At 56.4% G+C, this 20117-nt stretch carries 25 protein-coding genes and 4 pseudogenes; 15 read left to right on the top strand and 14 right to left on the bottom strand.

The features are described 5' to 3' along the window. Nucleotides 1–41 precede the first annotated feature (41 nt). The 3 genes and pseudogenes from HNQ72_RS22035 to HNQ72_RS31330 all read left to right on the top strand — a co-directional run bounded on the left by HNQ72_RS22035 (nucleotide 42) and on the right by HNQ72_RS31330 (nucleotide 1593). A complete protein-coding gene (locus HNQ72_RS22035) occupies nucleotides 42–245 on the top strand; it encodes a CrpP-related protein (protein ID WP_183995328.1) in 204 nt (67 codons plus the stop codon). Between the two features lie 173 nt (nucleotides 246–418). Beyond that, nucleotides 419–765 (top strand): annotated as a pseudogene (locus HNQ72_RS22040) (DUF1236 domain-containing protein). 663 nt (nucleotides 766–1428) lie between these two features. Continuing rightward, nucleotides 1429–1593: a BA14K family protein gene (locus tag HNQ72_RS31330; protein ID WP_425503157.1), complete on the top strand. Its 165-nt coding sequence runs from the start codon at nucleotides 1429–1431 to the stop codon at nucleotides 1591–1593. 360 nt (nucleotides 1594–1953) lie between these two features. Here HNQ72_RS31330 and HNQ72_RS22050 read toward each other — a convergent pair whose 3' ends face one another. Continuing rightward, nucleotides 1954–2196, bottom strand: a complete 243-nt coding sequence (locus tag HNQ72_RS22050; protein WP_183995331.1) for a hypothetical protein — start codon at nucleotides 2194–2196, stop codon at nucleotides 1954–1956. Between the two features lie 77 nt (nucleotides 2197–2273). Then, nucleotides 2274–2519: a hypothetical protein gene (locus HNQ72_RS22055; protein WP_183995333.1), complete on the bottom strand. Its 246-nt coding sequence runs from the start codon at nucleotides 2517–2519 to the stop codon at nucleotides 2274–2276. Between the two features lie 456 nt (nucleotides 2520–2975). On the opposite strand from HNQ72_RS22055, the gene HNQ72_RS22060 reads away from it, so the two are divergent. From HNQ72_RS22060 to HNQ72_RS22070, 3 genes and pseudogenes are all read left to right on the top strand, one after another. Continuing rightward, nucleotides 2976–3446, top strand: a complete 471-nt coding sequence (locus tag HNQ72_RS22060) for an Hsp20 family protein (RefSeq protein WP_183995335.1) — start codon at nucleotides 2976–2978, stop codon at nucleotides 3444–3446. Nucleotides 3447–3600: 154 nt separating this feature from the next. Beyond that, nucleotides 3601–3897, top strand: a complete 297-nt coding sequence (locus HNQ72_RS22065) for a DUF982 domain-containing protein (RefSeq protein ID WP_183995337.1) — start codon at nucleotides 3601–3603, stop codon at nucleotides 3895–3897. A gap of 99 nt (nucleotides 3898–3996) precedes the next feature. Beyond that, nucleotides 3997–4640 (top strand): annotated as a pseudogene (locus tag HNQ72_RS22070) (PAS domain S-box protein). A gap of 167 nt (nucleotides 4641–4807) precedes the next feature. Here HNQ72_RS22070 and HNQ72_RS22075 read toward each other — a convergent pair. Both HNQ72_RS22075 and HNQ72_RS22080 read right to left on the bottom strand, forming a co-directional pair. Next, nucleotides 4808–5332 carry an SOS response-associated peptidase gene (locus HNQ72_RS22075; protein ID WP_244654476.1) on the bottom strand — a complete coding sequence of 175 codons (525 nt, stop codon included), beginning with the start codon at nucleotides 5330–5332 and terminating at the stop codon, nucleotides 4808–4810. Nucleotides 5333–5347: 15 nt separating this feature from the next. Continuing rightward, nucleotides 5348–5557: a hypothetical protein gene (locus HNQ72_RS22080; RefSeq protein ID WP_183995340.1), complete on the bottom strand. Its 210-nt coding sequence runs from the start codon at nucleotides 5555–5557 to the stop codon at nucleotides 5348–5350. 115 nt (nucleotides 5558–5672) lie between these two features. Here HNQ72_RS22080 and HNQ72_RS22085 point away from each other — a divergent pair, with 115 nt between their 5' ends. Next, on the top strand, nucleotides 5673–5852 hold the full coding sequence (locus HNQ72_RS22085; RefSeq protein ID WP_183995342.1) for a hypothetical protein: 180 nt from the start codon (nucleotides 5673–5675) through the stop codon (nucleotides 5850–5852). A gap of 553 nt (nucleotides 5853–6405) precedes the next feature. Here HNQ72_RS22085 and HNQ72_RS22090 read toward each other — a convergent pair. The 3 genes from HNQ72_RS22090 to ku (HNQ72_RS22100) are packed head-to-tail and all read right to left on the bottom strand — an operon-like array spanning nucleotide 6406 to nucleotide 8458. Further along, entirely contained in the window at nucleotides 6406–6726 is a 321-nt protein-coding gene (locus HNQ72_RS22090) for a hypothetical protein (RefSeq protein ID WP_183995344.1), read from the bottom strand. A 1-nt stretch (nucleotide 6727) separates the two neighbouring features. Then, nucleotides 6728–7540, bottom strand: coding sequence for a non-homologous end joining protein Ku (ku, locus tag HNQ72_RS22095; RefSeq protein ID WP_183995346.1), 813 nt, complete (start codon nucleotides 7538–7540; stop codon nucleotides 6728–6730). 12 nt (nucleotides 7541–7552) lie between these two features. After that, the gene (gene ku, locus HNQ72_RS22100) at nucleotides 7553–8458 is read right to left on the bottom strand and encodes a non-homologous end joining protein Ku (protein WP_183995348.1); all 906 of its coding nucleotides are present in this window, start codon (nucleotides 8456–8458) and stop codon (nucleotides 7553–7555) included. A gap of 203 nt (nucleotides 8459–8661) precedes the next feature. Between ku (HNQ72_RS22100) and HNQ72_RS22105 the strand changes: the two genes are divergently transcribed. The 7 genes from HNQ72_RS22105 (at nucleotide 8662) to HNQ72_RS22135 (ending at nucleotide 12817) form a co-directional block, all read left to right on the top strand. Further along, entirely contained in the window at nucleotides 8662–8847 is a 186-nt protein-coding gene (locus HNQ72_RS22105; protein WP_183995350.1) for a hypothetical protein, read from the top strand. 10 nt (nucleotides 8848–8857) lie between these two features. Continuing rightward, nucleotides 8858–9064 carry a hypothetical protein gene (locus tag HNQ72_RS22110; protein ID WP_183995352.1) on the top strand — a complete coding sequence of 69 codons (207 nt, stop codon included), beginning with the start codon at nucleotides 8858–8860 and terminating at the stop codon, nucleotides 9062–9064. 308 nt (nucleotides 9065–9372) lie between these two features. Next, the gene (locus HNQ72_RS22115) at nucleotides 9373–9540 is read left to right on the top strand and encodes a hypothetical protein (protein ID WP_183995353.1); all 168 of its coding nucleotides are present in this window, start codon (nucleotides 9373–9375) and stop codon (nucleotides 9538–9540) included. A gap of 519 nt (nucleotides 9541–10059) precedes the next feature. Next, nucleotides 10060–10338, top strand: a complete 279-nt coding sequence (locus tag HNQ72_RS31335; protein ID WP_183995355.1) for a metalloregulator ArsR/SmtB family transcription factor — start codon at nucleotides 10060–10062, stop codon at nucleotides 10336–10338. A gap of 98 nt (nucleotides 10339–10436) precedes the next feature. After that, nucleotides 10437–10739, top strand: coding sequence for a hypothetical protein (locus HNQ72_RS22125; RefSeq protein ID WP_183995357.1), 303 nt, complete (start codon nucleotides 10437–10439; stop codon nucleotides 10737–10739). A 655-nt stretch (nucleotides 10740–11394) separates the two neighbouring features. Beyond that, complete coding sequence (locus tag HNQ72_RS22130) at nucleotides 11395–11688, top strand: hypothetical protein (protein ID WP_183995359.1); 294 nt, start codon at nucleotides 11395–11397, stop codon at nucleotides 11686–11688. Between the two features lie 115 nt (nucleotides 11689–11803). Then, nucleotides 11804–12817 (top strand): IS30 family transposase, encoded by a 1014-nt coding sequence (locus HNQ72_RS22135; RefSeq protein WP_112504184.1) that lies wholly within the window; start codon nucleotides 11804–11806, stop codon nucleotides 12815–12817. A gap of 638 nt (nucleotides 12818–13455) precedes the next feature. On the opposite strand, the gene istB is transcribed toward HNQ72_RS22135, so the two are convergent. The 5 genes and pseudogenes from istB to HNQ72_RS30655 all read right to left on the bottom strand — a co-directional run. Further along, entirely contained in the window at nucleotides 13456–14268 is an 813-nt protein-coding gene (gene istB, locus HNQ72_RS22140) for an IS21-like element helper ATPase IstB (RefSeq protein ID WP_183995361.1), read from the bottom strand. Beyond that, nucleotides 14258–15784, bottom strand: a pseudogene (gene istA, locus HNQ72_RS22145) (IS21 family transposase). Before istA ends, istB begins: the two are co-directional and overlap by 11 nt. A gap of 144 nt (nucleotides 15785–15928) precedes the next feature. Continuing rightward, nucleotides 15929–16444, bottom strand: coding sequence for a peptide-methionine (S)-S-oxide reductase MsrA (gene msrA, locus HNQ72_RS22150; RefSeq protein WP_183995363.1), 516 nt, complete (start codon nucleotides 16442–16444; stop codon nucleotides 15929–15931). A 193-nt stretch (nucleotides 16445–16637) separates the two neighbouring features. Continuing rightward, entirely contained in the window at nucleotides 16638–18173 is a 1536-nt protein-coding gene (locus HNQ72_RS22155; protein WP_244654488.1) for a Y-family DNA polymerase, read from the bottom strand. After that, a pseudogene (locus tag HNQ72_RS30655) lies at nucleotides 18118–18783 on the bottom strand (ImuA family protein); the annotation flags it as partial. The pseudogene HNQ72_RS30655 and the gene HNQ72_RS22155, both read right to left, overlap by 56 nt. A 26-nt stretch (nucleotides 18784–18809) precedes the next feature. Here HNQ72_RS30655 and HNQ72_RS22160 point away from each other — a divergent pair. Next, nucleotides 18810–19193 (top strand): PAS domain-containing protein, encoded by a 384-nt coding sequence (locus HNQ72_RS22160; protein WP_244654475.1) that lies wholly within the window; start codon nucleotides 18810–18812, stop codon nucleotides 19191–19193. 3 nt (nucleotides 19194–19196) lie between these two features. Here HNQ72_RS22160 and HNQ72_RS22165 read toward each other — a convergent pair whose 3' ends face one another. Then, a complete protein-coding gene (locus HNQ72_RS22165) occupies nucleotides 19197–19526 on the bottom strand; it encodes an ArsR/SmtB family transcription factor (protein ID WP_244654474.1) in 330 nt (109 codons plus the stop codon). A 393-nt stretch (nucleotides 19527–19919) separates the two neighbouring features. Continuing rightward, on the bottom strand, nucleotides 19920–20114 hold the full coding sequence (locus HNQ72_RS22170) for a DUF6894 family protein (protein WP_183995365.1): 195 nt from the start codon (nucleotides 20112–20114) through the stop codon (nucleotides 19920–19922). Nucleotides 20115–20117 lie beyond the last annotated feature (3 nt).

Raw genomic sequence — 20117 nt, forward strand, 5'->3', positions numbered from 1 at the left:
CAAGGTTTGACAGAATGATAAAGCGATCATGAGGATCGAAAATGAATTTGGATGTCGAAACTATGCTTGATTGGCAACAGCGCGGGATCAACGCGCGAGTGCTTGGCCTATCTGCAGGCGACAATCCTTTGGTTCGCTATATTCATAAGGCAAGCTGCCCGAGAGAAAAAGACAGCCTGATGCAGAAAGCGGACGCCTGGTTGTTCGGCTGGAATATCGAACATGCCGCGCGCCTCGCGAGTTGAAGGCCGCGCGGTTGCTAGCGCGTGATCGATAGCTAAGCTGGTTATGGGCATCTCCAGCCATCCTGCCTCGCGTTGCCAACCGGTCCTTCTCGCGTGACGCTCAGAACGGGTTACGAGGCGGAAGCATCAGAAGACCGTGAAGTTATTGCAGCGCTTAAAGCCCCAATGGAGGAATGCTCGTAAGTCGCCTTATCATCGCAGGCGCTGCCCTCCTCATCGCAGGCTCTGCTTTCGCATAAAATTCCACGGTGACCGGCGCTGCAGGTGGGGCTGTGACGGGCGCGGTCGTAGGTGGCCCAGTCGGCGCAGCTGTCCGCGGCGTGGTTGGCGCTATCGCTGGAACCGCGATCGATCCGCCGCCGGAGAGGGTCGTAACATATGTGCAGCAGGCCCCAGTTCCCACCGAGCGCGTCGTCGTTCAGCGGATCCCTGAAACCCGAACTACGTCTATGCTGTCGTCAATCAGCAGCGCGTAATCCTCGAGCCTTCCTCGCGTCGGGTTGCTCAGGCCATCGACTGATTTATTGTGGCCGAACTTCGTTGTCCGGCCATCTCTCATTTGGCTGACATCATGATTGCTCCACGGTGACCAAAGGTATCCGTCATGCCCGAGCAGGACGGCAAAATTTGCGCGAGTGGGGTGGTCTTTTCGGCATCGGCAACTTCTGCTCAAAGATAGGTGTCAAAACTCGGGTTGGTCCTCGCGCCCTTCATCCTTCGAACCGAACTCTCTCTACGGCCGTCGGCGAGACGGGTAGATAAGTTACCGCAGGGTGCCTGCTCATCATTAGAGTGATTACCGAGGAAACGATTCAGCCGCGTCTGCACTTTTGAAAGCAAAATCATTGGGTTGTTTTCTATACGCGGACTGATCACGGGCCTCCTTCTCGCTTCCTGTCTGCTATCGGTAGCGGCTGGCGGTATGAAGCTAACATCCGAAATCGCGCAGTCGTCCGCGCCTAATGCCTTTGCCAGTCCGCATGACGAGCCTCTCTGGACATCGGGAGTAAGGCGGGTGGATCCGAACCGGCAGGCATATCAGCGCCTTCCTTGCGCCGTGTCTGCGACTACAATGGTGGCTGAGGTCAAACCGGTGGAGCGCGTGAACGTCACGCTTGGGTCATCGGAGGCTCCCAGTGCGTCCGGAGAGCGTGACAAGTCGACAAACATGATCCTTGCCGAAATGCAAGCGGCGAAGGCGCAAACTTGGTGTAGTGCGCGGTACCGCTCGTTCGATCCGGTCAGCAACACATACCAGCCATTCACGGGAGGTCGGAAGCAGTGTCCCGGGCCAGAAACGCAGTCGGCCAGCAACTCAGTCCGAAATTCTGCGATCGCCCAGTTCTGAGTACCCGTCAACGCGTGCCTTGAGTACGGCACAGTCTGATGGTGGAAAGGCCGGCGAGCCATGATTCCAACACAACCCACTAACACAAACCGAGATGAGCGTGGCTACGGTGCTGTCGATCCGACGGTTGAGGTGACTGCAGATATGGCGCTCAACTCGCCCGGATGCTCGCCATGTCCGAGGCGCTGAGTATCCGGTAGGCTCCATGTAACTTCAAACGTCGAATCGCCAACAGCGCGCTCAAAAGACAGTAGAAGCAATGACTGCGAACATGATGAGGAGGTCTACGGCTCGAGTTGCTTCAACAGCTTGATCTGCGCGATAGAATTCTGCAAAACGGCTATCCTCTCCGGACCCGCCCTAAGCGAAATCGCCTATCATGCCTGACCGGAAGACGATCTCAGGTTCACCTTCCTCTCCGACGACCGGATCGCCCTCTCGCTTCCATACGACTACGCCGGCGTGCCGCTCATCCAAATCTTCGGCTTCCTTGATGGCCGCCTTTTCAGTCGCCGCGGGGCGCGGTTCGAAAGCTCTAACGGGCTGGTCGCGGTCATCGAGATCGAATGCCAAGACATAGATTGAGACGAAGGTTCCGGGCATTCTACAAGCTCCTAAACGCCGCAACGTCCTTTTGACCACTTTGTTTCGCCAGAGCATAAAGGCTCTGGCCGGATTTGCTATTTGTCGACTGCCAGTCTTTGCTGCCGCTTAACATCACTCATCGCGTTCTGCTGATCAAGGAGATATCGCTCCACGTCGCCCCCGCAAGCCTCCTTGATCTCCGCGACGGAGAACCCGTCGGCTCTGGCGCTCTCTACCAAGACTTTCGCTTGGTCGCGAAAATCGGCCTTGTCGTCGTGCAGAGCCGGAGAGCGAATGATTTCCTGTATTCGATCATCTAGCCAATCGGCGATAGCAGTCATGTTCTTTTCCTTTCTGACACAGGTCTAGGTCGGACTGGAGATTCAACATTGGTTTTGCTGCTGGGATGGTCAAGGCGCCAGACATTCATCGCAAATACCGCAGCGATCCTCGTCCATCATGGAGCGCGGACGTCGGCGACAACAACAGGCGCAAATGGCCGTTTCGCTTCCAGCGATGTGCTCCGGCGGCATGATTTCCAGGTCGGCATCCGGAAACGTGTCACTCGCTAAGTCGTCCATCTCGATGCTCCCAAGTCGAGGATTGGGAATCGAAATAGGATGAGATTTGCGACGAACAAGACGCCATCAAAATCGCTCGAAAAATTTCCCCATGAGGTCTTGAACGGCGAACCTGAGAAACCAAATCGATCGGCGCCGACGGCCCAGTGAGGGGTCGGCTGACCGAGGAGGCGGATATACCGCTTCCTTCCATGTTGCTTTACGGAGGATATGGTTATGAGAACTGAACTTGATTTTGCCCCGCTGTACCGTTCGAGCATCGGCTTCGACCGCGTGTTCAATCTGCTCAGCAATACGCAGCGCCTCAACGCAATAGATACTTGGCCTGCCTATGACATCGTCAAGACCAGCGAAGACGACTATCGTATCACGATGGCGGTGGCGGGTTTTAGCGAGGGCGATCTCGATATCACCCAGGAGCGCAACGTCTTGGTTATCAGAGGCGGCAAATCCGAAGAGCTGCAGGGCGAACATCTCCACCGCGGCATTGCCGGTCGTTCGTTCGAGCGGAGGTTCGAGCTTGCTGACCACGTCAGGGTGGAAGGTGCCAATCTTCGCCACGGGCTGCTGACGATTAGCTTGAAGCGCGAGGTGCCGGAGGCGATGAAGCCCCGTAAGGTCGAGATCGGCCATGGATCGTCCAACAGCGAACCGCTTCGGTTGGAAACCGACCGTCAGGTCGCCTGAGCAAGAACGCGGCAGTCGGCGAGGTCATTCGCTTGATAGCCCTCATATCATGAAAGGATGACGTTCGACCGAAAGGTCTCGGATCAACCACAGTACGGCCGGCCTCATCGGGGTCGGCTACCCCCTCTCATGCAGAGCACAGAAGGAGGTTCCAATGTTACTCGCTCTGTTCAATAAACCGCTCTATGTGCAACGCCGGTATTTCGTACAAGAAATCACCGGGATCGATGACGTGTTCGACTTTCTGGATGAGTGGCCGCAGGAAAAGCGCAACCTGGCTTATGAGACCCTTGTCCGATACTGTCGCGAGGCGGCAAACGGTCGCTGGCCGATCGACGCGGTTCGCGAGAACTTTCGCGTGTTTCTGAAGCAGAATGGTAAACTGGCAGAACTGGAAGATGTCCCGCCGCATCTCCGGCGTCACGCTAATGCCAAGATTAGCGGAATGTAAATGCTGTTTATCTCTGTGGTGCGGGAATGACACCGGCACCTTGATTATCATCGCCTAAAACACACCTATCGCGGTCAAATCCTTGTCTTCGGAGGAAAGATAGCAGCGCAACCTTACACCGCCGATGATCCTGAAACCCGCCTTGCGCCGTTCGACTTTGCCTTCGAAAACGCCCTGATCGGCATCGCCCTGGTGGACCTTGAGGGGCGCATCATCAGAAGCAATGCGGCGTTCGCCAAGGTGCTGTCACTTCCTACCCAGGAGGTGCTTAGAACGCATTTTAAGGATTTTACCCATCCGGATGATATCGAGGCGGATCTGACCCTCGACAGGTGCTGCAGGGGAAGCGGGAAGGTTACACGGTCGAAAAGCCGTACTTGCGGCCGTTTGGAGAGATCGTACATGTCCTCATCCACGTGGTCGCCATACGCAACGCCGACGGCAAGGTCGTGCGGTTCATATCTCAAATTGAGGACATCACTCGCCACAAGCAGCATGAGCGGCAGCTTGCGGAGCGGGCAGCGCTACTTGAGCTGGAAATCGAAGCCGTTCGTGGAGGGTTTTGGCAGATGGACATCCTGACCGGCATGTTCGAGACGTCGGACCGGCTGACTCAGTTCATAGGTGGGCCGACCGCCGCGCGGCTGGATCTGGAGCGTTACGTCAATAGGGTCAATGTAAACGACGGCGCCCAGGCGAGCACCTTACCTGTACGCCGCGACCTCAATTCCCCCAAAGAATGATTGTGGCAACAGGTCGAGGCCACGTTCAGAGCGGGTTGAGCTCAGGTTTTCCTTCGGATCGAGTGGAATTCACGTCTCGCGAGACGGTGAAACTCCAGTAAGCCATCAAGATTCTGCTTCCCGAGAAGCTCGTTTGCTCGGGCTCCGCTTGTCGAAGGATCGAGCCATTACTCGTACGCTGCAGGATCGAGGATAGCCGGATGGCTGTCGTGCAGCCTGTTCATCAGCTCTGCCGCCGGCATCGTGACGATCGTGCAGCTGGTGATTCCAAGCTTGTCATTATGCGCCCACAGACCGGCAAATGAGAATGGCGTGCCACCCGGCTGGTGGATCTGCCATGGGTCCTTTTTGCCGTCATCGGAATTGACGGTCCATTCGTAGAACCCGTGAGCCGGAATCAAGCATCGTTTCGACTTGAACGCGTTCCGAAAGGCTGGTGACGTCCCGATCGTTTCGATCCGCGCATTGAACATCGCGCCTTTCGGCAGTTCTTTGACCCAGAAGGGCACCAGCCACCAGCAAGCGGTCTCCGCTTTCTGATGGCCGTCGGCATCGGTGTGAACGATCAGCACGTCTTGTGTCGGGGCTATGTTGAAGCGAGCCTGAGTGTTTCGACCGCGTTCCTCGACAGGCAGCTCGTAGAGATCGAGAAGAGCCGGCCACTCATGCTCGAACGCAAACCTTCCGCACATCGGGTCATCCTCTCCTTAAAGTCGAGCGGTCTCGAGCAAGGTCGCGATTGGCGTTCGTGGATCGGCCAGTTCCACCATGGCCGAAGCTACCTCTTCAGGATTCCCGCCCGCTTTGACAGCCGCCGTTGCGACATCCGCAAACGCGCCGGCCATCGCTTCCTGACATTGCAGAAAGCGATCGGGATGCTTGTCGGTCGTAGGCGGCAATACGCGTTTCATAGCCATGAGATGTCGTCTGCCAGTCACCAGTCAAGGCACTGAAGAAGCAGAATTCGCGGCGCATCCTGTGGCGGAACTTTTCAGCCGTGACAGGGGTTCGGCAGGTAGAGGAGATAGGACGATGACCGACCCAAAAGACCACCCTGAACAGGATCCAGCGGAAGGATCACGTGAGACGATCGAGCGCGATTTGCAGCGGCAACACGAGAAAGCTGGCGAGGCCAAGATCGCGCCCCGCGAGGACCAGGCAAAAAACGGACAGGCCGGCGCAGAGGCGGCAGAGCCGTCGCCAGGCAGCTGAGGACGTGCCGTGACAATCGGGAGAGATCAGTTTGCGCGACGAGGACCGACCGAACAGCAGAATAATTCGTATTGCGGCGATCGCCATGGGGGTTGTTGTCGCGGCGGTGGCGGCGGGCTACCTGCTTGGCCCGGCATCAGATCCTCGGACGACCGCATCCGTATCGGCGCCTGTACATAGCGAGCCAGAGAACCTTGCGGCACCACCCAACCCGTCGGGCGGATCAAAACCCTAAATAGAACGCGCCATCTTTTGAACCATTCTCGATAGGACGTGGCGAGCTTCCGATTGTAATCCGGCTCGCCGTCGCTCCACCAAACGGGGCCACGTTCTCCAAGGCCAATTTTCGCGGCGTCCACGCGCTGGCGGGCAAGCTTCATTCCTTCGGCGTCGCCCTTGGCAGCCTTGACTGCCCTTCGTACATCCATCAGCTCCGAGACCAAAGCATCTCTTTTGGATTCTGCAAGCTGGGGATTGCTGAGCGTCCAAAGCCGTCCTCGCACAACCATATACCGGCCGTCCTGCGTCTGAGGGAATGGCTTGGGTTCGTTGCTCAAACACGATCCAGTGTATGAATGTTCTGGCCTCGCACTCCATGTGATTGTCGGGCGGCGATCACATCGCTTTCGCGCACCCAGACTTTGCCGTCTACATCATCGCCACGTCGAATGGCTGCAGCCGCAAGGTCGCGATAGAATTCGGCATAGCGGACTAGCCGTCTCAGCGATTTCTCCGGCGGAGGCGCGGTCACCCTCATCGCTTCGCAGGTGACGATGACCAGCCATACGGTCGAACCATCTGTCACGGCGATCTGCCCGTTTTCGAAATAGATAAATGGTGCGGGTTCACACAGACGGATCTCGGTTTCCTGCATGTCAGCTTACTTTCTTCTTTTTGAGATCCGCTTCGACGCTCTTGCGCAAAGCGTCCATTATGTTCACGACATTCGAAGCTGGCGCAGCATCCGCCTTTTTGCCCTTCGCGGCCTTCTTCGGCTTGAGCTGCTTCTTCTTCTGCTCAATCAGAGCAAGGAGTGCATCCTGGATCGGATCGCTGACCATATTAGGCGACCAGCGCGCGGTCTTCTGCTTGATCAGCTTCTGGACAAACGGAATGAGATCCTTGTCAGCCTCAGCTTCGATATCCTCAAAGTAGTTCTCTTCAGGCCGAACTTCGTCGCCAAATCGCAACGACCACAGGACGATGCCGTCATCGCGAGGTTCGAGGACCACGGCCCGCTCGCGGCGGCCGATAACAAGCTTCGAAATGCCGACGACCTTGTCGGCCTTCATCGCATCCCGGATCACAGCAAAGGCTTCGTGTCCGACAGGATCGTCTGGCATCAGGTAGTGGGGCTTTTCCAGATAGACCCACTCGATGCTGTCGGCCGGTGCGAACTTATCGATATCAATCGTTTTCACCGTGTCGAGGGCGACGGCGTCGAGATCGTCGTCGGTCAGGATGACGTAGTCGTTTTCGCCGCGAGCATAGCCCTTGGCCTCATTGTCGTCCTTCACCGGCTTGCCGGTCACAGAGTCGATATACTGCGAGACGACGCGGTTACCGGTCTCCCTGTTCAGCGTATGAAACCGGACTTTCTCCGCTTCTGACGTCGCCGGCATCATCGAGACCGGGCAGGTAACGAGCGACAGTTTCAGATAGCCTTTCCAATAGGGGCGAAGTGTCATGATCTCGTCTCCTCACCCGGCCTTGCGCTGCGGGGCAGCTTTCGAAGAGGCGGTCTTTGATGCCGCCCCGCGCGCGGCGCGCTGCCGGCCAGCACCTGTGTTGGCGTTGGCGGCAGTGCGTTTCGGTTTGTCGTCTTTGGTTTTGCCGAGACCAGCGCTTTCGCGCAGTGCCGCGAGCAGGTCATTCGGCTTGGACACCTCGACCTTCTTGCGGCTCGGCAGTGCCTTGCCTTCGATCTTCGCTTTTACCAGCTCCGCCAGCGCCGCCTCGTAACGGTCATCAAAGGCCGCGGGATCGAAATCGCCCTTCTTCGTCGAGATGATGTGCTTGGCAAGATCCAGCATTTCCCCCTGGATCTTGATCTTCGGCATCTCCTCAAACGCCTTCTTCGAAGAGCGAACCTCGTAATTGTAGTTCAGCGTGGTCGCGATGAGGCCCTTGCCATGTGGGCGAATGAGAACGGTGCGCATCCGTCGAAACAGAACCGTCCTGGCGATTGCAGCGACCTTGGACTTGCGCATGCCGTCTCTCAAGGCGGCGAACGCATCCGTGCCCATCTTGTCGGGCGTGAGGTAATACGGCTTGTCGAAGTAGACATCGTCGACATCGGAGCAGGGAATGAAGGCTTCGACCTCCAGTGTCTTGTTGCTCTCAGGCATAGTGGCCGCCACCTCATCAGGATCGATGATGATGTATTGGCCGTTTTCGATCTCGAAGCCTTTGGTCTGGGCTTCCTTCGGTACCGGCTCTTCCGTGTCGCTGTCGATGAATACTCGATTGACGCGGTTTCCGGTCGCAGTGTTGATCGTATTGAAGGTGATCCGCTCCGAGGTCGAGGCCGCTGTGTAAAGCGCCACGCCACACGACACCTCACCGAACTTGATGAAACCTTTCCATTGAGCACGCTGACCGGCCATATCGAACTCCTCTCACAGGACGCAACCTATGCGATTCAACTGCGTCATCGGCGACTCAGTTCCGATTCGAAAAATGAATCATTTTCAATGGTTTGATTCAATTTTCTCCTGCAACCATGAGATTCAAATCAAGCCTATGGATTCGATGCATCTTTTCGGGCGCGCGCGAGTTATTCGCTTATCGCAACCGAAGGAGAATTCAGATGTCGAAGAGAGAGCTGATCGATACCGGGACCGACAAGCGCTACGTCCGCCGGGACGAGAAGGGCCAGTTCAAGGAGAGCGTCGATGTCGGCCGATCGCTCTCAGCCGACAAACGACAGAAGGCCAAGACGGTCGCGAAATCCGGCGAGGGCGACAAGGGCGACCATCGTCCCGCAAAACATTGAGGGCATCACCATGACCGGTATCGCCGGCGACCTTCGCCTCAAGCTCGAACAGCTCGTTGACCACTACGTAACCGCAGGCTCAGAAACGCCTGTGGTTATCGCAGCCATGGAGAAGGAGCTGGCAGATATGCGGCGCGCATACAGCCAGGATCCGGATCCTGCCGATGCTCCGGGTGAGCTTGACGAACCAGCGAACGATTGGCCGGCGGCGACCTGACCGCTTGGTGTCGATATGCGATTTGAGCATGGCTGTTCTGTTGCATTGCATATTTCGCAACACCATTGTGCCGCCACTGAGCGAGTAACTATGTTATAGAGTGGGGAAATCAATGGACACCAGTACTCCAGCATGACCAAGCGGCATGTGCCGGCGTCCCAGCTGCTGGGTGAATACCCTGAAGCCGACCTTGCTGCGCGACGCCGTCCGCGAAGCCGTTCAGGTTCGCGCTCCTCAGGCCATACCGACCCATGAGCAATGACTGGTCACCCATCGGATCTACACCCGCAATCAAGGAGTTTTCGTCGATGTATCCGATCGTTTTCGGGGTCGAGAACGCGCTGCGGTCCGTTATGGCGGATTATCTGGAAGAAACGTTCGGGCGGATGGACTGGCGGACCCTGATCCGCGATGCGCGTGCGAATGGCCTTGATTACTGTCGAAGTCTGAATGCGAGCGACAGAAAAGGGAACTGACAACAATCAGAGAAGCCATGGAGACGTATAATGAGAAGCTCGGTTTAGGCTCCATTACCTGCATACCGGCGTGGGCACAGATCCATTGATCTTACGGCGGTTCGGGTAAGTCATTCCCATAAATGGGCATCTTCGCGCGCGTAATTTTCTGGCGTTTCCCCGTGCGCGAGATAACCGCAAGAATAGGTTGCAGCCACGCCCAGAACGCAACTCATCGGGTCGCGACCGAATGGAAACTTCTTCTCTCGGAAAGATATCTTGGGGACTTCTTCGGCGAAACGGCGCGCGAATTCTGATTGGGTCATATCGAGACATATATGCCTCGGCACCCGTACAATCTAGGGTGTGGGGCAACGTCAGCGATCCGGAGAGCGGGTCCGGACTGTCGTCCGGGAGCCTAATTTGCGTGCCGGAAAGATAAACTAAACGCAATCAGAAACCTGTTGAACGCTCCTTTACTACCGCGTTGAGAGAGAACGTCGATTTATTTTTTCTGCGTAAGAAAGTATATTTAGATTTATGACAGCAAATCACAAAAATGCAGCGAGAATTTTCGAAGCCGTTTCACATCCCGCTCGTCTCCAGGTGCTAACAGAGCTGTCTGAGCGCGATCTGATGGTGTTCGAGCTCGTTCAGCTTACTGGTCTTCAGCAATCACCATTATCTCAGCATCTTAGGCGGTTAAGAGACTTGAGGCTCGTCACCAGCCGCAAGAAGGGAAAGAACATCCAATACGCACTTACGCCAGGCATTGCGGAGAAGATCGTGTTGTTCACGCTCCGAAACTTTTCGACCTGACGCTGAGCGTGACCACTGCATCACGCCCATCGCGGAGAAAACCGCTTTCTGATTTGGACAAGTAACCGCAAGAGCCGGCTGCCCGTCTCGACACGGCAATGGAATTGTCTCAAATCAACCACTGCTGTTGGGGGACCAATCATTTTGAAGACAACGATCTTTATGCCGCGGCCTTCGAAGACGGTTGTTGTGCAGCGCGCGTCGGTAAGTTCGTTACCGCAAATTCGTGTCTCGATCGAGACTCAGTAGAGCTTGCAGCGTGGGTTGACGGCTTCGCATCGATAAATACGGCTGAACTCATTCCGCTGGAACGCATGGAAATTTGGCTGATGGGTTACGTGCCGCATTCGCAACCCAACGAGGCAGACATCGCCCATTTGCAACCATCGTATTCTCTATAACTATATTATTCTCTGTTTGCGCTGTGCAGACTTGGATGACGGATAGCTTCGGTGACGTCGACGGCAAGGCCCCGATCACCATGCCGCAGACTTGAACAGATCGTTTCTGCCTGAGAGGGGGGATCGCAAGCCCATGCAACGCAGCCAAGCGTTAACTCGTGCCTCACTCCGTAGAGCCAACTGATTTTCGGTATCTTTCAGTGATGCTTGCTGACCAGAGCCCTGAACGTGTTCTAGATTTTGGTAGACTCCGTGGTATCAACGTGACGGACGAAGCACTCACGGTTCACGGACGAGCAGATCATCGGGATATAGAAAGAGCAGAAGAGCGGCATGCGGACGGCTAATGTTTGCTGCAAGCACGGGAAATCCGAGGCGACCTTCTACAAATACAAGGTGAAGTTTGGGGCCTGGAGGTGTCAGATGAACGCAAACCAAAGTCTTTGGGAGACGAGCATACAAAGACAGAAGGCGCTGCTGGCCGAGACCATGCTGGACAATTCCGTTCTGAAAGATGTCGCTTCAAAAAAGTAGTGACGCCCGATGTGAAGCGGGACGCTGTGCCTCATATCGCAAACAAGAAGCTGGTGCGTCTAAGCGCCGTCGTTTCGGCTATCGCCGCATTGACGTCATTCTGGCTCGGCAGAGCATCATCATGAACCTGGAAACTGCAGCGTCTCTCTCGCCAAGAGAGCTGACGGTGCGCGAACGTGGCGGACGCAAACGTGCTTTAGGACGAGAAGCCCTTCGCCCTCGCTTGGGTTTTGTCAGCGACGCCTTCACAGATGGTCGTCGCTTTCGGGGTCTGGCCGTCGTCGACTTTTCCCGCGGATGCCTGGCGCTGGTCGAGGATTCGTCGCTCTCAAGCTGGCGTTTTGCGCGGGGACTCGATGCCGTCATCGCCCAACGAGAAACGCCACGCCGACCGATCCGGCCGGCGAGCAATTAAAAATCGTGAGAAGCAGTTCCATAAGGTATCTTATGCGATCTTTCTGTATGGATCGGGCAGATTCCATTTTCAAATGCAACGAAGACAATAATGGCCATGGTTTCAGGAGGATGGAATGGCCCGCTCTTTTGTGCAGCTGAGTTTGGACGAACGCCGCATCATTTCGCGGATGTATGAGAAGAAGATCAGTCAGGCCGAGATCGCACGTACCCTCCGCCGCGACCGGTCGACGATCTGCCGGGAGCTGCGGCGGAATTTCTGGCACGACCGCGAAGTCCCTATTGCTGAAGGATACTGGCATGTCACAGCGCACGGAATGGCGTCTGACCGGCGGCGCAGATACCGCAAGCTTCTGCGTGATCCCAGCCTGTGTGCTGCCGTCATCGATCGCCTCAAGGACGGCTGGTCGCCGGAACAGATTTCTGGTCGATTGCGGCTTGCCAGTGGCGCAGCCGCTCGGTTGAGCCATGAGACAATCTACCAGTACGTCTATTCCCAGGAAGGTCAGGATCAGCAGCTGGGCCGGCATCTGCCTGAGCGACGCCGCAAGCGCCGATCGCGATACGCACGCAAACCCAGAAGCCTCGTCTTTCCAATGGAATGCGCCATTCGCAACAGGCCGGAAGCGATCAATTCGCGAAGCGAGTTCGGTCACTGGGAAGCAGATCTGATGATCTTCAGGAAGGAGCACGGTGCCGCCAACATCACGACCGTCGTCGAGCGCAAGAGCCGCTATACCCTGCTGTTTCGCAACAACGACAGGCGATCGAAGCCAATCATGAGCCAGTTGATCCGCCATCTGGCGCCCCTGCCCGCGCTGGCCCGCCAGAGCCTGACATTCGATCGAGGGCTGGAATTCGTCTCATGGCGCGAGTTGGAGCACGGCATGGGAACGGCAGCCTGGTTTTGCGATCCGCAGGCGCCTTGGCAGAAAGGGACGGTGGAGAACACCAACAAGCGCGTCCGCCGTTACCTGCCACCGGAAACGATTGTGCTTGAGGTCAGCAATCAGGAGATCCGCTCTCTATGTGACCGACTGAATGACACGCCGCGCAAGTGCTTAGGGTTTCAGACGCCGAAAGAGATGTTCGGCCGACATCTATTGGCTCTTGAACGGCAATGCGTGTAGATTTTCGAGCAGCGTTGCATTCAAGCTGGAACCAGCATCGGTACATTCTATTTCCAAGTGCGACATGCCTGTCGCTTCCAACAAAATGATTCCCTAACCCGCCTCTGGGAAATCTAGTTTGGAAATTCCAGGATAAATTTCCCCAGCGCACCCCAATGTGGCGCTCCATCCACGACCCTCAGACTGGTTATGGATGCGTCAGTCCGATCCACGGAATGAGGAATTCAGTGGCGAGCTCAGCAGCCTGCAACACATCAAGGATGCCATGAGCGAGAAAGAAGAACGGGAAAGTAACTCCCGACCGATCTCAAACCCCAATCGCAAACAACCTTGCGATCGCGTTCGTGCAGTCGCCAGTGCCCTCGTCGATCTGGTTCCAGGATGTGATCACCAACAAGACGGACGAGCACTCCCAGACGCTCTCTGACTTCAAGTCTCAGTTCAAAATCGCAGATTCGTTCACCGTCATAGCAGACAGTGAGGCCCAGGCTTTTGAAAAGCTGTACTCAGCACACAAAGCTGGGATCAAATCCAACGGGCCCTGGTTCTCCGAGAGTATGTTTCCGCCGGATGTCTTTCCGTACTGTTGATTTCCACTGAGAGCTGACCCGGCGTTTCCACCGAGAAGTGACCCGCCTTTAGGTATCGTTTGTGGTGGTCGTAGTGGTCAAGGTCTTGCGTTTCTCCTTCGTTGTTTTGGGCTCATGCGCAGAGCTGTTCTTGAAGCGGAAGCTGTCATTTCCGGTTTCAAGGATGTGGCAATGATGGGTAAGCCGGTCGAGCAATGCCGTGGTCATCTTGGCATCACCGAAGACGCTGGCCCATTCGCTGAAGCTGAGGTTGGTCGTGATGATGACGCTGGTCCGCTCGTAGAGCTTGCTCAGCAGATGGAACAGCATCGCACCGCCTGACGCGCTGAACGGCAAGTACCCAAGCTCATCGAGGATGACGAGATCAGGGTGGACGAGGCGGTTGGCGATCTGGCCGGAGCGCCCTTGCCCCTTTTCCTGTTCCAGCGCGTTGACCAGCTCGACCGTCGAGAAGAACCGGACCCGCTTATGGTGGTGCTCGATGGCTTGGACACCGATCGCCGTAGCAATGTGCGTCTTGCCCGTGCCGGGACCGCCGACCAGGACGATGTTGTTGGCGTCGTTGAGGAAGTCGCAGCCATGGAGTTGCTGCACGAGCGCCTCGTTGATCTCGCTGCTGGCGAAGTCGAAGCCGTTCAGATCACGATAGGCCGGGAAGCGTGCCGTCTTGAGTTGATATGCCGTCGATCGGACCTCTCGTTCGGCCGTTTCCGCCTTGAGAAGCTGGGACAGGATTGGAATGGCAGCCTCGAACGCCGGCGATCCCTGTTCGGTCAGATCACCGACGGCGTGGGCCATTCCGTGCATCTTCAGTTGCCGCAGCATGATGACGATCGCGCCGCTTGCCGGGTTATGACGCATGGCGAACCTCCGTCTTTCTCAAGGTATCGTATCGTTCGACATTGGCCTTGGGCTCGTTGGTGAGCGTCAGGGCCTGAGGTGCGTCGAGGGTCGGCGGCGTGAAGGTTTTTCCGTCGACGAGGCGATGCAGCAGGTTCAGGACATGCGTCTTCGTCGGCACACCAGACTTTAGCGCCATGTCGACGCCCGAGAGCACTGCCTGTTCGTCGTGCTGAAGAACGAGTGCCAGGATATCGACCATCTCGCGGTCGCCACCTGGCTTCTTGAGCAGATATTGTTGCAATGTCCGGAATGCCTCGGGAAGCTCGACGAATGGAGCACCGTTGCGAAGAGCACCTGCCTTTCGCTGCACCACCGCCAGATAATGCCGCCAGTCGTAAATGGTCTGTCCCGGCCGGTCATGGGAACGATCGATGACGCGACGGTGCTCGCAAACGATCTGACCTTCCGCCGCGACGACAACACGATCTGGGTAGACGCGAAGGCTTACCGGTCGATTGGCGAAGGATGCCGGAACGCTGTAGCGGTTGCGCTCCAGATGCACGAGGCAGGTAGGTGTGACCCGCTTCGTGTATTCGACAAACCCGTCGAACGGCCTGGAAACGGGCATGAGGGCTGGAGCCTCCTCAGCTCAGATGTCGGCGATAGTGCCACGCATCTGGCCATGCGGTGTCTTCGCCCAGAACTCCTTGCACCGAAGCTCAAGCCAATCATTCAGGGCTTCCAATGATGGAAAGCGAGGGATCGGTTGAAAGAAGCGATGACGGGCATCCTGAACGTTCTTCTCGACCTGTCCCTTTTCCCATCCGGACGCTGGATTGCAAAACTCGGGCTCGAACACATAATGGCTGGCCATGGCCATGAAGCGCACGTTGACGTCTCGCTCTTTGCCACGGCCGACCTTGTCGATTGCAGTCTTCATGTTGTCGTAGATGCCGCGGCCGGGGATGCCTCCGAACACGCAGAATGCATGATTGTGGGCATCAAACAGCATCTCGTGCGTCTGCAGAAGATAGGCCCGGACGATGAAGGCCCTGGAGTAGCTCAGCTTCGTATGAGCGACTTGGAGCTTGGTGCGCTCATTGCCGATGATCGCCCAATCTTCCGACCAGTCAAACTGGAAGGCTTCACCAGGCTCGAACGCCAAGGGGACAAACGTGCCACGGCCGGTCGTCTGCAATTCCCTCTGACGATCATCCCGCCATTCCCGAGCGAATGCCGCAACCCGATTGTATGACCCCTCGTAGCCGAGGCTCACCAGATCGGCATGCAACTGCTTCATCGTTCGCTTCTGCTTGCGGCCCTTCTTGGATTCCGTCTTCAGCCAGGCAGCCAACCGATCCGCAAATGGATCAAGCTTGCTCGGCCGATCAGGGACCTTGAACTTAGGCTCCACGCCGCCGGCGCGCAGGTATTTGCGGATGGTATTCCGGGACAGGCCGGTCCTGCGGCAAATCTCCCGGATCGAGATATGGTCTCGAAAATACCAGCGTCGGATCACGCTCAGTAATGCCATGTCGATCACTCCAGAGCCCCCGCTGAAAACACGCGAGAGACGGTTGAAACATGGGTCAATTCTCAATGGAAATATCGGGCTGCGCCGGGTCAGCTCTCAGTGGAAATCAACACACATGCGCTCTGCTCGCGTCAGACAAAAAAGCTATGCACTCAGAACGGAGGCTCTTTTGGGCAGCCGCCAGTTGGGACGGGGAAAGTGGCAGGTGTAGCCGTTGGGGATGCGTTCGAGATAATCCTGATGTTCCGGTTCGGCTTCCCAGAACTCTTCAACAGGCACCACCTCGGTCACCACCTTGCCCGGCCAAATTCCGGAGGCATCGACGTCCGCAATGGTGTCAGCCGCGACCTGCTTTTGATTGTCCGATGTGTAAAAAATCGCCGAACGATAGCTTGTCCCGATATCGTTGCCCTGGCGGTTCAAGGTGCTTGGGTCGTGGATCTGAAAAAAGAACTCAAGAAGGTCGCGGAAGCTGGTCTTAGCCGGATCGAAGTTGATCTCAATCGCCTCGGCGTGGCCTTCGTGATTTCGATAGGTAGCGTTTTCAACGAAGCCTCCAGTGTACCCGACCCGGGTCGAAACGACACCAGGGAGTTTCCGGATCAGATCCTGCATTCCCCAAAAGCAGCCACCAGCTAAAACAGCGCGTTCTGTCGTCATGTCAAATCTCCGAGTGAAAATTCTGACGAGAATATGGGTTGTGCCGAGGCCTTCCGCCAGTGCTATGAGGTGTTGGCAACGACTTGCTCAAAATACGGAACTATCCCTCGCTGCTGGCGGTTCAGTCATCGTCAAACAGGAGACCTCAATGAAACACGCAGATCATGCTCGACTGACCACCACAGAACTCGTCTCATCCGTCCTTGAACGCGCGATCCGTGTATGGAGCAGACAACAATAAACTAGGTAAGGTCGACCATGTCCACGGGGCTGGAACCAATAGCACGGCATCGACGCCGTCGCCGGAGCGAAAAACCCACAGACGCTCTCCCGTTTCATCCTCGATAACGAAGTAGTCGCGAACCGCGACCCACTCGGAAGATCGCTCCCACCACTCGCCAAAAATCCGCTCGGGGCCGTCTGCGTTCTTGACCTTTCTGCGCTTGCCTCTCCAAGTGACGCTGACCGGGGGGTGGTCAGGCATCAGCGCAATGACGTCAGCGAGTTCCGGCCGAGCGAGCAAGCGGACTGGCCTTCGCCAACGGGCAGTCCAGGAGAACTCAACGTCTTCAGCTGTAGCCGCAATTTGACGAACACTCCGCTCAGGCACGTCGGAGGCGACCGGGGCCAAGCGGTAAACCCGCTGGCCGCGATTACCGAAAATGTCGATCAGAGGGGTGATATCTTCCTCTTCTTCTTCGACGAGAGATGAGGTCCGTTGGCTCTCTTCGAGGACTTCGGACATGACCGCGACGAGAACGAGCTTTTCGATGCCAAAGCCAGGTTCGATTTTTTCGGTTCGGTCCTTGAACAGCTTTGTCAACCAAGCGACGTCACGAGCGGGCTTGGCGGTTCCCGCTCGAATGGATTGATTAGTGTTATCAACCTTATGGACGATCAGGTCTGTACGCCGAACGCCAAGGCCACGCCGCTCCAGTTCTTCACAGAGCTGAATCACCAAGCGTCCAACGTATTTGTTGATGGTCTCGGCAGCACCAATGGGCTCGGAGAACGATCGGCTTACCTCGATCTGATCGGGAGTACGAATGGGTTCGATTGGTTCCGGCACTCGGCCGAACATTTGATCCAACCGTCGCCCGATTTCCGGCCCAAAGCGAAGCGCAAGCGGAGCACGCGGCGTTGCCGATAGCTCGCCGACCGTCTTGAAGCCCAAGGTCCGTAGATCACCGACGATTTTTTCCGGCAAGCGGAGCATGGAAATCGATAACCGCTCCACTGCGCGGACCACCTGACCAGGCGGCACTATAATGACTTGGCGATCGGTGGACCGTGCGCAAGCATGAGCGGCACCCCAGGTATCAGCGACAGCGACCCGAGCGGTCAGTCCCTTTGCAAGAAAAAGGTTGACGATGCCAGTGAGCATTGATTGCTCGCCGCCGCGCAGGTGATCCGCACCCTCAGTATCCATGACGATTCCGTCAGGTAGGTCCATCGCGACAATGGGCGAATACTGCGTCAGCGCCCAGTGCGACAACCTTTCCAGGGCCAAATTATATGCGTCCAGGTCGGCATCGATCAGCATCAGACCTTGGAAAAGTGCTTGGGCTTTGGCGGCAGGCATCCCAACCCGCACTCCGGCTGCCCGAGCGGCGGCATCGGCAGCCGATACCCAACGCTTTGATCCACTCTTCGCAATGACGGCCATAGCTTGCTCAACCGGAATTGATGGATCGGCGCGACGTATCCAATCCGTGGCCAGATTCGGCAGCTAAATGGATACGACCCTTGTCATCACATGCTCCTACGCAATACTCCGCACACTCCCCCGCCTTCACTCTCATCAACTCTAAGAACCAGCGGGGTCTTCCCACGCCCGGCACCGGCAACGCTTCGCTACCAAGGACACTGATCCGCCAGCGGGTCGTTGACGCCGTCGGCTGACCGAAGTCATTTGCCTCTGTCTGCCTCCGCCAACGCCTCACAACGAGACCCATAGTTCCTTTCTTCTCGGCAGCGAGCTGCAGTCGCCGGGAAGCCGTCATCGGAAGACGCACGAGTTCGGCAATAACGGCTCCAAGCCCGCCGTACGCAAGCGCTTCCTCCATGCTTGCCAAGACCTCCTCTTCCCGGTCCGATTCCACGAAGATGACCCGATTGGGATTCAATCCCGCTTGGGCTATGGCGGGAAAAAACAGGTCAGGGCGCGTTAGGCACCACACGATCTTTCCCTTCGTGCGAGCTGCAATTCCGGCTGCGAACAATGCGGCCGCTGCGCCATCAATGGTTCCACCGCCCCCGCCCGCAAATTCATGAATGGCGCCGTAAGCTAGTCCGCCGCCCGGCAGACGCGTGTCGATCTCGGGCACTCCGAAAGGCAAAGAACACTCTGGATAATATTTTATTTGTGGCCCAGGTGGTCGGTGAAGCTCCCCCTGAAGCAGACTTCTTCACATGGGATGTGCCGGAGAATATTCTTTACGCAGACGGTGCGCTCGCCAATCTCTTCGGCTTGAACCCAGTCGTAGCGTCACAGGGTCTGCCGATTGAGTCATATTTGGACCGGGTGCACCAAGAAGATCGGCCTCAACTGGCGAAGACGATCCGCGACAGCATCGTGACAGACAGGCCGCAAAATGAGACCTATCGGGTTATGAACGCAGAGGGGCACTACGCCTTCGTCACGGGTTACGGTCGTGGCTTCCGAAACAAGGACGGAGATATCATCCGCTATGTGGGGATTGTTGTGCCTATCAACGCGCCGATGTCTCCGTCAAAGCACACCCACTAGAGTTCACTGACCCGTTTCGATGAGGTTTGTTTTTGGTTTGTCTTCTGGAGCACTTCGCTCGATCGATTTCAGGCTATTCAGAATGGTGCGAACACCTGCGTGGTTCGTCGAATAATAAACATTCTGAGCATCTCGACGAGTAACCACTAATTGCTCGTTCCGAAGCCTTGCCAAATGCTGTGACAGGGCTGACTGGCTCAGTCCCACCTTTTTAGCCAGATCACCGACGCCAACTTCCTGCTCAGAGATGATTTGCATGATCTGGAGCCTCTTATGATTGGCAAGCGCCGATAGCAGTTTCGAGTGAATTTCTAGCGCGTCCTTGGAGCGCAAAACGATCATCCTGACATGAGAATCAACTAATGTAGAAGCAACCCATAGATCATTTATCTCTATATTAAAGCGGCATTTTTTAGTCACGCGCGTGACTACACTTATCCCCCGCCGGATAGGTGGCCCCACCTAACGGATAAAATCGTCGAGTGGTCTTCTCGCCAAGATGACGCACCAAGTGAATTCGCATCAGAAAAGTTCGGTGGCAGCAGCTTCCTGCAAAATCACGCCTCGCGATAAGGCGGGACCACATCGCAAGTGTAGCCGACATACAAGCCTGACCCGACCTCGGCACAACAAGGAACGCCAGTCGCGACGTTACAATCAATCGCTGTTCTTTGCCGCCGAGATAATAGCTGCCTTGTCGATCTCTTCGTACGACAATCGGGCCTCTCAGAGAGGCTCACTCGATTCACCCAAGATTTCGATTGAGACCATGTTCATCGGCGGACAGGGCAGTCCGTCTGCGGTGACATCCGTCAGCATACGAGCCGCCTCAATCTTTGCCTCGTCGAGCGAAGCGAAGTCGCCCTCACCCTCGGTGACGCTTCCGTCGCGCTCTAAGATTTCGAAATAGAACTTTGGCATTAG

This window comes from Aliirhizobium wenxiniae (genome assembly GCF_014201355.1).
GTDB classification, from domain to species: domain Bacteria; phylum Pseudomonadota; class Alphaproteobacteria; order Rhizobiales; family Rhizobiaceae; genus Neorhizobium; species Neorhizobium wenxiniae.

Bases quoted from the DNA above. Each gene is read 5' to 3' on its own strand.
- msrA (WP_183995363.1), bottom strand. From the start codon at position 16,444: ATGACGACAGAACGCGCTGTTTTAGCTGGTGGCTGCTTTTGGGGAATG.
- HNQ72_RS22080 (WP_183995340.1), bottom strand. From the start codon at position 5,557: ATGGCTATGAAACGCGTATTGCCGCCTACGACCGACAAGCATCCCGAT.
- HNQ72_RS22130 (WP_183995359.1), top strand. From the start codon at position 11,395: ATGAACCTGGAAACTGCAGCGTCTCTCTCGCCAAGAGAGCTGACGGTG.
- ku (WP_183995348.1), bottom strand. From the start codon at position 8,458: ATGGCCGGTCAGCGTGCTCAATGGAAAGGTTTCATCAAGTTCGGTGAG.
- HNQ72_RS22110 (WP_183995352.1), top strand. From the start codon at position 8,858: ATGACCGGTATCGCCGGCGACCTTCGCCTCAAGCTCGAACAGCTCGTT.
- HNQ72_RS22105 (WP_183995350.1), top strand. From the start codon at position 8,662: ATGTCGAAGAGAGAGCTGATCGATACCGGGACCGACAAGCGCTACGTC.
- ku (WP_183995346.1), bottom strand. From the start codon at position 7,540: ATGACACTTCGCCCCTATTGGAAAGGCTATCTGAAACTGTCGCTCGTT.
- HNQ72_RS22065 (WP_183995337.1), top strand. From the start codon at position 3,601: ATGTTACTCGCTCTGTTCAATAAACCGCTCTATGTGCAACGCCGGTAT.
- HNQ72_RS22035 (WP_183995328.1), top strand. From the start codon at position 42: ATGAATTTGGATGTCGAAACTATGCTTGATTGGCAACAGCGCGGGATC.
- HNQ72_RS22125 (WP_183995357.1), top strand. From the start codon at position 10,437: ATGGAATTGTCTCAAATCAACCACTGCTGTTGGGGGACCAATCATTTT.
- HNQ72_RS22170 (WP_183995365.1), bottom strand. From the start codon at position 20,114: ATGCCAAAGTTCTATTTCGAAATCTTAGAGCGCGACGGAAGCGTCACC.
- HNQ72_RS22090 (WP_183995344.1), bottom strand. From the start codon at position 6,726: ATGCAGGAAACCGAGATCCGTCTGTGTGAACCCGCACCATTTATCTAT.
- HNQ72_RS31330 (WP_425503157.1), top strand. From the start codon at position 1,429: ATGCAAGCGGCGAAGGCGCAAACTTGGTGTAGTGCGCGGTACCGCTCG.
- HNQ72_RS22050 (WP_183995331.1), bottom strand. From the start codon at position 2,196: ATGCCCGGAACCTTCGTCTCAATCTATGTCTTGGCATTCGATCTCGAT.
- HNQ72_RS22060 (WP_183995335.1), top strand. From the start codon at position 2,976: ATGAGAACTGAACTTGATTTTGCCCCGCTGTACCGTTCGAGCATCGGC.
- HNQ72_RS31335 (WP_183995355.1), top strand. From the start codon at position 10,060: ATGACAGCAAATCACAAAAATGCAGCGAGAATTTTCGAAGCCGTTTCA.
- istB (WP_183995361.1), bottom strand. From the start codon at position 14,268: ATGCGTCATAACCCGGCAAGCGGCGCGATCGTCATCATGCTGCGGCAA.
- HNQ72_RS22115 (WP_183995353.1), top strand. From the start codon at position 9,373: ATGTATCCGATCGTTTTCGGGGTCGAGAACGCGCTGCGGTCCGTTATG.
- HNQ72_RS22085 (WP_183995342.1), top strand. From the start codon at position 5,673: ATGACCGACCCAAAAGACCACCCTGAACAGGATCCAGCGGAAGGATCA.
- HNQ72_RS22075 (WP_244654476.1), bottom strand. From the start codon at position 5,332: ATGTGCGGAAGGTTTGCGTTCGAGCATGAGTGGCCGGCTCTTCTCGAT.
- HNQ72_RS22135 (WP_112504184.1), top strand. From the start codon at position 11,804: ATGGCCCGCTCTTTTGTGCAGCTGAGTTTGGACGAACGCCGCATCATT.
- HNQ72_RS22055 (WP_183995333.1), bottom strand. From the start codon at position 2,519: ATGACTGCTATCGCCGATTGGCTAGATGATCGAATACAGGAAATCATT.